The sequence below is a fragment of the Chromobacterium sp. Rain0013 genome, assembly GCF_015291765.1.
Classification (GTDB): Bacteria; Pseudomonadota; Gammaproteobacteria; order Burkholderiales; family Chromobacteriaceae; genus Chromobacterium; species Chromobacterium haemolyticum.
In genome coordinates, this window is sequence record NZ_CP031514.1 from 475,247 (window position 1) to 488,153 (window position 12,907).

General features: G+C 65.5%; 9 protein-coding genes. 1 reads left to right on the forward strand and 8 read right to left on the reverse strand.

Going from position 1 to position 12,907, the window contains the following annotated elements:
- Positions 1-40: 40 nt before the first annotated feature.
- The 8 genes from DXT74_RS02310 to DXT74_RS02345 form a co-directional block, all read right to left on the reverse strand.
- The gene (locus tag DXT74_RS02310) at positions 41-2,281 is read right to left on the reverse strand and encodes a TonB-dependent siderophore receptor (RefSeq protein ID WP_194427225.1); all 2,241 of its coding nucleotides are present in this window, start codon (positions 2,279-2,281) and stop codon (positions 41-43) included.
- A gap of 267 nt (positions 2,282-2,548) precedes the next feature.
- The gene (locus tag DXT74_RS02315; protein ID WP_194427226.1) at positions 2,549-3,538 is read right to left on the reverse strand and encodes a siderophore ABC transporter substrate-binding protein; all 990 of its coding nucleotides are present in this window, start codon (positions 3,536-3,538) and stop codon (positions 2,549-2,551) included.
- A complete protein-coding gene (locus tag DXT74_RS02320; protein ID WP_081576227.1) occupies positions 3,535-4,317 on the reverse strand; it encodes an ABC transporter ATP-binding protein in 783 nt (260 codons plus the stop codon). Before DXT74_RS02320 ends, DXT74_RS02315 begins: the two co-directional genes overlap by 4 nt.
- Positions 4,314-5,264, reverse strand: coding sequence for an iron chelate uptake ABC transporter family permease subunit (locus DXT74_RS02325; protein ID WP_114153330.1), 951 nt, complete (start codon positions 5,262-5,264; stop codon positions 4,314-4,316). Before DXT74_RS02325 ends, DXT74_RS02320 begins: the two co-directional genes overlap by 4 nt.
- Complete coding sequence (locus tag DXT74_RS02330) at positions 5,261-6,205, reverse strand: ABC transporter permease (protein WP_194427227.1); 945 nt, start codon at positions 6,203-6,205, stop codon at positions 5,261-5,263. Before DXT74_RS02330 ends, DXT74_RS02325 begins: the two co-directional genes overlap by 4 nt.
- Positions 6,202-7,971 (reverse strand): ABC transporter ATP-binding protein, encoded by a 1,770-nt coding sequence (locus DXT74_RS02335; protein WP_194427228.1) that lies wholly within the window; start codon positions 7,969-7,971, stop codon positions 6,202-6,204. The genes DXT74_RS02330 and DXT74_RS02335 overlap by 4 nt, the downstream gene beginning before the upstream one ends.
- Positions 7,965-9,761 carry an ABC transporter ATP-binding protein gene (locus DXT74_RS02340; RefSeq protein WP_194427229.1) on the reverse strand — a complete coding sequence of 599 codons (1,797 nt, stop codon included), beginning with the start codon at positions 9,759-9,761 and terminating at the stop codon, positions 7,965-7,967. Before DXT74_RS02340 ends, DXT74_RS02335 begins: the two co-directional genes overlap by 7 nt.
- Positions 9,758-10,327 (reverse strand): sigma-70 family RNA polymerase sigma factor, encoded by a 570-nt coding sequence (locus DXT74_RS02345; RefSeq protein ID WP_194427230.1) that lies wholly within the window; start codon positions 10,325-10,327, stop codon positions 9,758-9,760. Before DXT74_RS02345 ends, DXT74_RS02340 begins: the two co-directional genes overlap by 4 nt.
- Positions 10,328-10,688: 361 nt before the next feature.
- Between DXT74_RS02345 and DXT74_RS02350 the strand changes: the two genes are divergently transcribed.
- Positions 10,689-12,839 (forward strand): condensation domain-containing protein, encoded by a 2,151-nt coding sequence (locus DXT74_RS02350; RefSeq protein WP_194427231.1) that lies wholly within the window; start codon positions 10,689-10,691, stop codon positions 12,837-12,839.
- The last annotated feature ends 68 nt before the right edge of the window (positions 12,840-12,907 follow it).

The window sequence follows — 12,907 nt, forward strand, 5'->3', positions numbered from 1 at the left end:
AGCGAAATCCCGCGACGCGCAGCGGATCGCAAGCAGGGCCTCAGAACGACAAAGTGCCGGACAGCAGCAAGGTCCGCGGCGCGCCCAGGCCGCCGGACAAGCCGCTGCCGTCGCCGCCGTTCCATGACCCCGCCCAGTAAGCTCGGTTGGCGACGTTCTGCACCGTCGCGCGCAGGGTGATTTCCTTGGCCGCCACTTTGGTGGTGTAGCGCGCGCCCAGGTCAAACAGGGTGTAGGAAGGCAAGGACAGTTGGTTGTTGTCGCGGACAAAGCGCTCGCCCACGTACTGGGCGTTGCCGGTGGCGGTCAGGCCCGGTAGAGCGGCGATATCGTATTCCACGCCCAACTTGGCCATCACCTTGGGCACGCCCGTGGCCTGCTTGCCCACTTGCGTCGGGTCCAGCGCCTTGGTCAGCTCGGCCTTGGTGTAAGACGCACCGCCCATCAGGCGCAGGCCGCGGCTGGCCTCGCCCCAGAAGCTCCACTCCAAACCTCGGTTGCGCTGCTCGCCGTACACGCCGAAGACATTGCTGTCCGGGCTGGTGTAAGCGCTGGGCCGGGCGATCTGGAACAGGCTCAGGCTATGGGTAATGCCGCCCCAATCCAGCTTGGCGCCCAGCTCGTACTGCTCGGTCTGATACGGCTGCAGGCTTTCGCCGGCGTTCTTGGCCGCAGTAGGCGCGGTTTCGCCTTTGTTCAGGCCCTGAATGTAGTTGCCGTAAACCGAGAGCCGGTCCGAGAGCTTGACCAGCAAGGCGGTGGCCGGGGACCAGCGGCTTTGGTCATAGTTGGAGGTTTGCGCGCCGGCCGCGTCGTAGTTGCTGCTCTGCACATTCTGACGCCGCGTGCCCACCGTCCATTGCACCTTGCCGTCCATGAAGGAGAGGGTGTCCGCCAGGGCGATGCTGCCCAGCTTGTCCTCAACGCTCCTGCCCATATACCGGAACGTCGGCTTGGGTCCGAAGGACGGCGCATAGTAATTAGTAGTGAAGGAAGGCCCTCTGCCATCCTGGTAGTTCCACTGCGAGGTGTAGCGCGTGGCCACCAGCGACCATTTATGTTGAATCTTGCCGGTGTCGAAATGACCACGCACGCCGGCCTCGCCGGATTTCTGCGTCCCATCGCTGATTAAGCGAAAGGCGTTCACGTTGATGTCCCCGGCATTGTTCAGCAATTGATTTCTGGTGATCTGGGCGTCGAAATCCACGTCCCGCTGTCCCCATGCGCCAAACAGGGTGAGCGCATCGCTCAGTTCGTATTCGCCACGCAGCATGGCCATCTGGGTGTTGTTAATGCTGGCGGCCCAATCCGGCGCCAGCTGATAATCGCCGGTTTTGGGCGTAGGCACTTGGGTCACGCCGGGGGCGATGGAGAAGATGCCGAAGTAGTTGATGCCGTCCAGCCTCTCCCGCTGCTTGTAAAGGTCCAGCGAAACGCGGGCGCGCTCTCCGCGCCAGTCCAGGCCCAGCGAGGCCAGGCCCATGTCCTGCTTCTGCTTGTCCACCGCGGTGTCGCCGTTGCGGTAAACGCCGTTGAAGCGCACGCCCCATTGCTGCTTGTCGCCAAAGCGCCGGCCCACATCCACGTGCACGCCGGGCATATTGTCGGATTCATAAGTCGCGGTGATGGAGGTCAGCGGCGTGTTGCCCGCGCGCTTGGGCACAATGTTGACGCTGCCGCCCAGGCTGCCTTCCGGCGGCATGCCGTTGAGCAGGGTGGACGGCCCCTTGAGCACTTCCACCCGCGCCGCCATTTCAGTGGAGCTGCGTTGGTTCGGCGCCATGCCGATCAAGCCGTTGAAGGTCATATCGTTGGCGGAGGTGGGAAAGCCGCGGATATTGAATGTTTCTTTGACGGATCGTTTGCTAGCCACATAGACCGAGGCGTCTGCGGCGCCGATCAATGTGCCAATATCCCGCGCTTGCTGGTTTTCGACATAGTCCTCGGTGTAGCTGATGGTGCTGAACGGCGTGTCCATCACGTCCAGATTGCCCAGTACGCCCACTCGGCTATCGGTGGCCAACTGGCCGCCGGCGTAGACGCGGCGGCCTTGCACCACCACTGGCTCCAGCCGTTCCGGCGCGCCGTTGCCGGCCTGGGCCTTGGCCGGCGCGGCGTCCGTGCCTTGCGCCAGCGCCGCCGGCACCACGGCCATGCCGCCAAAGCCCACCAACAGGGCCAGGCGGGTGGCGGAGAGAAGTTTATTCAGCGGGAAGGCGGATTGCGGCGCGAGTCGGCGTGTAGTTGATATGGGGGAGGCCGACCGTTTCTGACTCAACATCCAAGTTCCTTTCTACGTGAGGAGATTGTTTCACTTCACTATGTATTCCGAAGCAAAGTGAGAAACCCTCAAATAGAAATGAAAATCATTTTTGATAGCACATCGTCAAGACATCCGCGCCGCGTCCGGTTTAGAGCCGCTAACAAAACCGCGCAGCGTACCTGAGCCAAGGCGCGCCGACGCAGAAAACGAAGTTTCTGCGAAGCTACAGTACAAGTCGTACGACAAGGAGGCGCAACGCAGGATCAGGGGTTTTGTTAGCGGGTCTTAACTACGGTAGCCCTTGATCACCTCATCCCCAATCCGGTTCAGGCAGCTCAGGCTGGCCGTGCACAGATACCAGGTTTCGGCGTCGGCAAAGATCACCTTGCCCTTGCGCCAGGCCTTGGTTTGCCGCAGCAGCGGGTTGTCCAGGGTTTTCAGATTCAAGGCCGGACGCCGCTCCATTACCGCGGTGCGGTCTATCACGTAAAGGATGTCCGGGTCCGCCTGCTGGATGAATTCATTGGAGATGGGCTGGCCGTGCAGGCCGCTGCTGGTTTCGTTGCTGGCCGGCTTCACCCCCAGGGTGTCGAAGATGTAACCGTAGCGCGAACGCACGCCGTAGGAGGTAAAGGCCCCGTTGTTGTGCAGCACGATCAAGGCCTTTTCCGGACGGCCGGCGGTCACCTCGCGCACCTGCTTGATCTTGGCGTCGATCTCGCCGGCTTTCTCGCGCGCCAGCGCCTCCTTGCCCAAAATCCGGCCCAGGGTCAGCAAATGCTCCTTGGCCGTGTCCAGGGTATGGCCGGGGCGGTTGTTGAGGTCGATGTCGTAATGCAGCGTCGGCGCGATGCGGCTCAGCTCCGGGTAGCTTTGCGCCTGCAGCGGGGAGATCAGGATCAGGTCCGGCTTGAGGGCGTGCAGCCGCTCCAGATTGGGCTGGATGGTGGTGCCCACGTCCATCACCTTGGGGTCCTGCTCATACTTCTTTAGGAAGCCTGCCACGTAATCTTTGGAGATGCCCGCCACCGGCGCGCCCAGCTGATCCAGCGCGTCCAGCTCGCTCATGTCGAAGGCCACCACCCGCTCCGGCCGCTTGTTGATCTGCGTGGTGCCCAGTTCGTGCTTGACGGTGACCGGGGCGTAAGCGGCCTGGGCCGTCGGCGCGGCGGCGGTTTCGGATGCCGCCTGACGGGCGTCGCAGCCCAGCAGGCCGCCGGCCACGGCCAGCGCCAGCAGGGCCGCGCGCGCACGCGGCTTCTTATCGTTGCTCATACGGGTTCTCCAGTGGGGGTAGGGTTGAAGTAATTACAGACGAAGCCGCGCTCGCTGGGCAGGATGTCCACGGCCAGGCCGTAGAGGTCGCGCAGCCGCGCCTGGGTGACCACCTCCGCCACCGGGCCGCAGCCGTGCACTGCGCCCGCCTTCATGGCGACGATGTGGTCCGAGTAATTGGCCGCGAAGTTAATGTCGTGCACCACCAGGATCACGGTGCGGCCTTGTTCCTCGCTCAGCCGGCGTATGGCCTGCATGATGTGCACCGCGTGCTTCATGTCCAGATTGTTGAGCGGCTCGTCCAGCAGCAGATAATCGGACTGCTGGGCGATGCACATCGCCAAAAAAGCCATCTGCCGCTGGCCGCCGCTAAGCTCGTCCAGATAACGGACGCGCAGCGGTTCCAGCTCCAGGAAGGCCAGCGCCTCGTCCACCGCGCGGCGGTCATCCCGGCTCAGCAGGCCCTGGCTGTAGGGAAAGCGGCCGAAGCCCACCAGCTCCTCCACCGTCAGGCGCAGGCCGATATTGGGGTGCTGACGCAGCGTGGCCACGCGCTTGGCGTAACTGCGCAGCGGGATCCGCTCTATCTCCTCCCCGTCCATCAGGATGCGTCCGGCGCTGGGCTTCAACAGCCGGGCGATGGACATTAGCAGCGTGCTCTTGCCGGCCCCGTTGGGGCCGATCAGCGAGGTGACTTGCCGGGAGGGAAAACTGAGATTGACGTCGCGCAGCACCTGTTTGTCGCCATAGGCCTTGTAGACGCGCTCAAGCGTGATCATGCATGTCCTCTGCTACGCACCATCAGCGCCAGGAAATAGGCGCCGCACACCAGGTTGACCAGGATGCTGACGGTGGTTTTGTAATTGAACAGCTGCTCCACCAGCAGTTGGGCAGCAATAAAAATGGCGATGGCGATGGCGCAGGCCATGGGCAGCGTGACCCGGTGCCGGAAAGTCCGCGCCAGCGCGTAAGTGATGTTGGCCACGAAGACGCCCATGAAGGCGGTGGGCCCCACCAGGCTGGTGGACACCGCCGCCAGCACCGCAATCAGCGCCAGCTGCATGCGCACATTGCCGGGGTAATCCACGCCCAGGGAGATCGCCTGCTCGCGCCCCAGCAGCAGCACGTCCAGCACCGCCAGCCGCCGGCTCACCAGCCAGGCCGCGGCCGCGGTCAGCAGCGCGGCGAACAGCAACGCCCCTGGCTGAACCCGGTTGAAGGAGGCGTAGCTGAAGCCCTGCAGAATGGCGAACTCGCCCGGGCTGGTCTTGAGCTGGATGAACTGGGTAAAAGTGCCCAGCACCATGGTTAGCACCAGGCCGGTCAGCAGCAGCAGATAGAGATCATTGCGCTCCTTGCGGAACAGCGCGCGGTGTATGGCCCAGGAATAAGCCAGCATCACCGCGATGGACAGCAGCGCGTTGCCGTGGCGGCCCAGCAGCGCCAGGCTGTGCGCGCCCAGCGCCATCACCAGCAGGGACTGCAGCAGCAGGTAGATCGCCTCGTAGCCCATGATGGCCGGGGTGAGGATGCGGTTGCCGGTCAGCGTCTGAAAGGTGAGCGCGGACACGGCGATGCAGACCCCGGCCACCACCATCGCCGCCAGGCGGATCAGCCGGTTGGGAATCACGTAATCGAAATCCAGGCCGGAGCCCAGCAGCAGGAACACGAGCGCCAGCGCCGCCGCCAGCGCCCAGACGCCACGGCGGATCAGGGCGTCCCTCATTTGTGCTTCCATAGAATCATCATCAGGAACAGGACGCCGCCCACGCTGCCCGCAGTCAGGCCGATGGGCACTTCAAACGGGTAGATCAGCAGGCGGCCCATGATGTCGCAAACCAACATCAACAAGGCGCCGCAGGCGGCGACGATGGGCAGCGTGCGCTGCAGGTTCTCGCCCCAACGCAGCGCCACCAGATTGGGAATGACCAGGCCGACAAAGGGAATCGCGCCCACGGTGATAACGGTGGCGGCCACCGTCACCGCCACCAGCACCAGGCCTAGCGCCGCAGTGGCCGCGTAGCTCAGGCCCAGGCTGGCGGCCATCTCCTCGCCCATGCCCAGCACGGTGAAGCGGTGAGCGTAGCAATAAGCCAGCGCGACGATGGGCAGGATCAGGTAGACGATCTCGTAATTGCCTTCGACGATCTTGGAAAAATCGCCCAGCAGCCAGCCCTGCATGCTTTGCAGGATGTTGTGGCGGTAGGCGTAGAACTCGGCCACGGCGCTGAGCACGCTGCCGTACATCAGCCCTATCACCGGCACCAGCACGATGTTCTTGAACTGGATGCGGCGGATGATGGCGATGAAGACCAGGCTGGACGCAAAGCAGAAAGCCAGCGCAAACAGCATCCGTCCCAGGTTGCCGGCCTCCGGGACCAGGCTCAGCCCCACCAGAATGCCCAGCTTGGCCGCGTCCAGCCCGCCTGAGGTGGCCGGCTCCACAAAACGGTTGCGCACGATCTGCTGCAAAATCACCCCGCACACCGACAGCCCCACCCCCACCAGCAGCAGCGCCGCCAAGCGCGGCAACCGGCTGGCGGTGAGGGTCAGCCAACTGTCGTCGGACAGGGCCAGCGGCCCGGTCCAGGCCATCTGCTTGGCCCCCACCATCAAAGACAGGCCGCTGCAAGCCAAGAGCAGCAGCGGCAAGGCAAGTCGTTTCAAGACACGGCCTCTGCGACGGGCGCCGCGGTGATGCGCCAGCCCTTGGCGCTTCTGCGCTGCTCCAGGAAGTGAGCGTAGAGACCGGAGCGCGCGCTCAGCTCGGCATGGCTGCCTTGCTCGCGCACCTTGCCGTCCTCCAACACCACGATCTGGTCCGCCATCTCCACCGTGGACAGCTGGTGGGCGATGACGATCAGGGTGCGTTTGCCGCGCAGCCGCGCCAGCGCCTGGGCGATGGCGGCCTGGTTTTCGGTGTCCAGCGCCGCCGTGGCTTCATCCACCAGCAGGATGGGCGCGTCCTTGATCAGCGCGCGCGCAATGGAGATGCGCTGGCGCTCGCCGCCGGACAAGCGCGCGCCGCCCTCGCCCACCGGGGTTTCCAGGCCCTGCGGGAGCCGCTCGATGATTTCCTCCACCCCGGCCAGCCGGGCCGCCGCCAACACTTCGGCGTCGCTGGCGTCCGGCTTGCCGATGCGGATGTTATCGCCAATGCTGCCCTGGAACAGATAGGCGTCCTGGAAGATCTGGCTGATCTGGCCGGCCAGCCGTTCGCTGGACAGATCGCGGACATCCACGCCGCCCACTTTCACTTCGCCCTGGTCCACATCGAAGAAACGGGCGATCAAGCGCAGCAAAGTGGTTTTGCCGGAGCCGGACGCGCCCACCAGCGCGGTCATGCTGCCCGGCGCTATGCGCAGGTTGAGCCCGTTCAGCACCGGCGCCTGCTCCGGCCCGTAGCGGAAGCTCACCCGGTTCAGTTCCACCGAGGCGTCCGCCGGCGCGCCGGAACGGGCCGGTTCCGCCATGGGCGCCACCTCAAACAGCTTGGCCACCGCCTGCAACTGGCCGCGCGCGCCGCGCAATACCTCGCTGTAGCCGGCCACGTCCAGCAGCGGGTCGATGAAGCGGCTCATCAGCATCAGCGCCACCAGCGCCGGAATCACCGTGGCCGGGGTCAGGCCCAGGCCGGCGTGGTCGCCCAGCCACAAGGCGGCCACCAGCAACAGCGCGGCGAAGCTGGCCTGCACCGCCCACACATTGAGCACCGAGGACAGCGCCGACAACCGGATCAAATGCCGGCCGGATTGCTGCTGCTGGGCGATGGCCTGCTCCAGAAAACGCGTGCCGCCGCTTTCGCCGTTAAAGGCGCGCAGCACCGATTGGGCCTGCGCGAACTCCACCATGCGCTGGCTGCTCTGAGCCGTACTTTGCTGGTAAGCCTGGTCCGCGCGCTGGCTCAGCCGCGCGGTCAGCCCAAACACCAGCAGCAGGCAAGGCAGGCTGGCCAGCCCCACCCAGCCCATCAACGGATTGACGGCGAACAACGCGCCCAGCACCACCACCGGCGTCACCACGCCGACAAACAACGGGGTGAACACATGGGCCGGCAGCTGGGCCATTTCCATCATGCCCTGAGTGGCGATGTGGTTGAGCCGGGCGGTGTTGCCGGCGCTGAACCAACCCACCGGCAGGCTGCCCACATGCTCGGCCAGCCGGTGGCGCCCGCCTTGCAGCACGGCGATGCCGACGGCGATGCCGGCTTTTTCCACCTTGCGCCGCAGGCCCCAGCACAGCGCCACGCCCAGCGCCTGCGCCGCCAGCCACATGCCGGCCGCGCGCGCCTCGCCGGCCAGCAAATGGCTAAGCACCGGCGCCAGCAGCACAATGGTCACGCCGCACAGCAGGCTGTAAATCAAGGCCAGCCACGCGTAGCGGCGCAATTTGGCCGCATCGTCCCCCAGCAGCCGAATAAAAGTTTTCAACATTGCGGCACCCATCCTTCCTGTTCTACTTCCTCGGTCTTGCCGTAATGGCCCTGCGCCCACAACCGCGCGTAGCAGCCGCCCTGCGCCAGCAGCTCTTGATGGCGGCCGCGCTCAATCAGCCGGCCCTTGTCCACCACCAGGATCTGATCCGCCTGCATCACCGTATCCAGCCGGTGGGCGATCACCACCAGGGTGCGACCGCGGGCGAAGGAGGACAGCGCCTGCTGCAGCTTCACCTCGTTTTCCGCGTCGGCCGCCGCCGTCGCCTCGTCCAGCACCAGCACCGGCGGGTCCAGCAACACCGCGCGGGCAATGCTCAGCCGCTGGGCCTCGCCGCCGGAGAACTGCACGTCCTCGCCAATCACCGAGTCATATCCGCGCGGCAGGCTGAGAATGCGTTCGTGGATATTGGCGGTGCGCGCGGCCTCTTCGATCTCCGCCTGGCTGGCCGAGGGCCGGCCCAGCGCGATGTTGTCGCGCACGCTGGCGTGGATCAGGCGCACGTCCTGCAGGACGAAGCCGATGCGCCGGTACAACTCCGCGCTGTCCAACTGCCGCAAATCCACGCCGCCCAGGGTGATGCGCCCGGCGCTGGGGTCGAAGAAGCGCAGCAGCAGCCGCGCCAGCGTGGACTTGCCGGCGCCGGAGGGGCCGACGATGGCCGTCACCGTGCCGGGAGCCAGCGTGAAATCGATGCCGGACAACACCGGCTCTTGCTCGGAATAAGCGTAACTCAGCCCTTCCACGCGGATTTCGGCGTCGGCCGGCCGCGCCGCGCCGGCGGCGGTTTCCAGCACCGGGGTCTGCAGCAGCGCGTGCACGCGCTGGGCCGCACCGGTGGCGTGGTTAAGGTCATGGGTGATGTAGCTCAGCATCAAGAGCGGCGAGCTCAGCCCCGGCGCCACCAGGGCGAAGGGCAAGACGTCCACCGGGGCGATCCAGCCCAGGCCCACCATCAGCGCGCCAAAAGCCAGCACCACGCCCAGCACCGACACCGGCGCGATGATGGCGTTGGCGTTGGCCATTGCGCTGACCAAGGGCCGGGTGAAATCCGTGAAAGCGCTGGCGAAGGCGTCTATCGCCGCGCGGTAGCTGCCGTGCGCCTTGTGCTGCGCGCCAAAGGCCTTCACCACCGGAATGCCGTTGACGAACTCCACCACCGCGTTGTTGATGCGCGCCATGCCCGCGCCAAAGCTCTCCATATTGGCCGCGCTGGCCTTGTGCGCCCGCGCGAAAAACAGGAAGAACAGCGGGAAGGGCAGCAGCGAGGCGATGGCCATGCGCCAATCCATCGCAAACATGTAGACGATGGACGCCAGCACCGCGCCCACGCTGCGCCCCAGCGTAGTGTAGAAATGGGCGGTCAGGCTGTGCAGGATGCCGATATCGTCGTGCATCGCCTGCTTGACCTCGCCCGAGGCGCGGCTGGTGAACCAGCCCAGCGGCACCTTGGCCAGCCGGCGGGTAATGGCCAGGCGCAGCAGGCCGGTGATGCGGTTGTCCGCCAGATGGGCCACCACATCGCCGGCCAGGATCAGCGTCATGCCGGCAAACAGGCAGAGCAGGCTCAGGCCCACCACCCGCCACAAGTCATCGCCGCCCAGCGCGGCCGCGCCCTGGCCCAGCGCCAGCTGCGCGATATGGGCGACGCCGGCCAGCGGCGCCAGGCTCAGCATGGCGCCCAGCCCCGCCAGCAGGCCGGCGGCGATCAGCCGGCCGCGTATCGGCGCCAACACGCGGGCGATAGGCCCGGCGGCGGCCTCTCCCAAAACCTCTTCCTCAACACTCATGACAACTCCTCTACAACACGGATTAATGGTTGTTGCTTGCACGCGTCCGGCCCCAGGCCGGCCTCCACGCTGCGCCGGCAGGCTTGCAGGCCCAGCGCAACGTACTTCTCCACCGAAGACACCGACACCTGAAGCTCCGCGGCGATATCGCCGTAGCTCATGCCGTTGAGCCGGGACAGCAGCAGCGCCTGGCGCACCTTGAACGACTTGCCCATCAGCGCCAGGTCCACCCCCTTGATCTCCTCCTTCACCAGCGCGCGCGCCTCTTCCGACTGCGCGCGCGGCTCCGGCTGCTGGGCCTGGCTTTCCAGATAGCTGGCCTCCAAGCGGCGGCGGCGCAGCAAATCAATCACCTTGCCTTTGGCGATCTGCGCCAAGTGGCAACGGGATTCATCCGCCGGCGGAATTCGCCCTTTCTGAATGAGGTGCAGGTAAATGTCGTGAGCCAGATCCGTCGCATCGTTTGGATTGCCCAACTTGCGCTGCAGCAAACCGCACAGCCAGCCGTGGTGATCCAGGTACAAGCTCTGCAATTGCGACTGAAAAGTGATCGGGCCATTGTCCACGCCCCTCTCCTTTTCACTTGAATTTGCAAATGATAATCATTTTTATTATTATCATCGACATTGTCAATACGTCATACCCAACGCAAACACACAATGTCTTTTGCATTAATTATGCCGAAAAGCCAGTTTACGGCCGCCGGGCATGACGTATAAGCGCCCCCTCAGCCCGATGGGGCCATGACTGAAACGGCCGGAATCCCGTCGCCGTCCATGCCGTAAACATCTCATCGCAAGAACCAGCCGCACCCATTCCCAGGGCCGTCATCTCCCGACGACGCCCTAGAGAACAGGCGACCACCAAGCAACTCCAGTCGCCGCCCGCAACGATTATTGGCCGTTGAATTCCAGAAGGAGACTACCCTTGTCGCACCCCCACCCCGACATCCCGTCGCAGCGCCTGTCCCTGAGCCTTCACGAAGAACAATGCTGGCTATTGCAGCAGCAGCACCCGGAACGCCTGAGCCGCCATGTCGACGCCTGGCGGCTGGACCCACAGACGGACCTCGCCCTGCTCACCCTGGCGCTGCAACAGCTGATCCAGGCCCGGCCGGAGCTGAACGCCCGTTACGAGTTCAGCGACGACGGCGATCTGTGCAAATCCCATGTGGACGGCTGGCACCCTTGCATCGCCTTCCCCCGTATGAAGGAAGCCGAGCTGGCCGACCGCCTGCAGGCGCTGCGCGCGGCGCCTTGGGACGCGGCAACGCAGCCGCCGTTCCAGGCCCTGATCATCCATACCGAGCACAGCGCCGTGCTGGCCTTGAGCCTGCACCCCATCCTGGACCCCGCCCAGCCGTTCAACGCCTTGGCGGACGCGCTGACCCAGGGTTATCAGCAACTGGAGCCCACGCGCCGGCCGCTGACCCTGACGCCGCTAGAGGCCGGCGGAGCCGCTGACCGCCCGCCGGCGGCCGGCCAGCCCGCAGCCGATGGCGTGGACGCGGTCGCCGCCGTCATCCTGGGCGAACTGCGCGCCGTGCTGGCCGAACCCGGCATGAAGCCGGACGACAACTTCTTCGATTTCGGCGGCCATTCCCTGCTGGCCACCCGCATCATCGGCACCCTGCAAAGCAAGCACGGCATTCAGATCCGCTTCAACGACTTCTTTGAAGCCCCAACCGCCGCCGCGCTGGCCGCCCGCGCCACCGTCAGCGAACAACGCCGCCAGGCCGCGCCGTCCGGCGAAGTCCGCCAAGCCCCGCTGGCGCTGGCGCAGGCCTCGCTGTGGCGCGCCTACGCCGCCTACGACTTCGGCACCATCTTCAACCTGCCTTTCGCGCTGGATCTCCTGGACCCGGTGGATGAAAACCTGTTCCGCCTGGCCTTCACGGACTTGCTGGAACGCCATGCCAGCCTGCGCACCACCTTCCATGAAGAAGACGGCGCCGCGCTCCAGCGCATCGTGCCGCTGACGGAAATCGGCGGGTACAAGTGGTTCTGGAGCAGCGCGGAGAGCGAAGGGCTGACGCTGGCCGACGAAGCCGCCCACCGCTTCGACCTGGGCCGCGAACTGCCGCTGCGGATACGCTTCCTGCGCCACCCGGCCACCGGCCGCCAGACCTTGTCCTTCCTGGTGCACCACATGGCCATCGACGAATGGTCGCTGAATGTGATGATGGACGAGCTGGCGCTGGCCTATCGCGCCCGCGCCGCCGGGCAGGCGCCGCGATGGGCCGCCCCGGCGCCCTCCTTCCACGCCTTCGCGCTGGAACAACAGAGCCAGGGCGTCAACCCGCGCCACATGGACTACTGGACCTCGATGTTGCGCGGCGCCACGCCGGGCCTGCGCCTGCCGGACCCGGCCGCGTCGGCCGCCGAGCCCAACCAGCCCGCCGGCTTCAAAGCCAAATGGCTGGAGTTCAGGCCCGAGCCGGGCGCGCTGGAAGCCATCACCGCTTTCGCCAAACGTCACGATTCCTCGCTGTTCAGCGTGGTCTACACCGCCATCGCGCTGGCCCTGCATAAGCTGGGCGATCTGCCGGAAATCGTGATCGGCACCTCGTCCTCCGGCCGCACCGACGCGGCGTATTTCGACACCGTCGGCTACTTCACCACCATGGTGGCGCACCGGGTGCGCTTCGACCGCCGGCAGTCGCTGGGCAGCCTGCTCAAGGACGTGACTCTGACCATCAACGACTCCATGGCCTACGCCGACATTCCGCTGGAGCTGGTGCAAAACGCGCTGGGCATGACGCCGGCGGACGGCCTGCTGTTCGACGTCTACATCCAGGTTCACGCCAACAACGCGCTCAACGGCGCGCTGCCGGCCCCGGACGGCGGCGAGATCCGCTACTGCCAGATCGACCCGGACAAGAGCGAATCCATGTTCGGCCTGCAGTTCGAGATCATGGAAGACGCGCACGACGGCTCGCTGCGCCTGGTCATCACCTACCGCGCGGAGCGCTACTCCGCCGCCCAGCTCGAGGCCATCTGCGCTACGCTGCACCGCTTGTTCGCGCTCTTGAGCGCGGGCGACGCCAGCGAGCGGAGGCTAGAAGAGCTGCTGGGCTAAGGCCTGTTCCATGTCCGCTGCGCGCCGGTGATAAGGCGCGCAAAGCCTGACGCCCCCGCCCTCAAACG

Coding starts and splice junctions, on each gene's coding strand:
- DXT74_RS02310 (WP_194427225.1), bottom strand. CDS start 2,281: ATGTTGAGTCAGAAACGGTCGGCCTCCCCCATATCAACTACACGCCGA.
- DXT74_RS02315 (WP_194427226.1), bottom strand. CDS start 3,538: ATGAGCAACGATAAGAAGCCGCGTGCGCGCGCGGCCCTGCTGGCGCTG.
- DXT74_RS02320 (WP_081576227.1), bottom strand. CDS start 4,317: ATGATCACGCTTGAGCGCGTCTACAAGGCCTATGGCGACAAACAGGTG.
- DXT74_RS02325 (WP_114153330.1), bottom strand. CDS start 5,264: ATGAGGGACGCCCTGATCCGCCGTGGCGTCTGGGCGCTGGCGGCGGCG.
- DXT74_RS02335 (WP_194427228.1), bottom strand. CDS start 7,971: ATGTTGAAAACTTTTATTCGGCTGCTGGGGGACGATGCGGCCAAATTG.
- DXT74_RS02340 (WP_194427229.1), bottom strand. CDS start 9,761: ATGAGTGTTGAGGAAGAGGTTTTGGGAGAGGCCGCCGCCGGGCCTATC.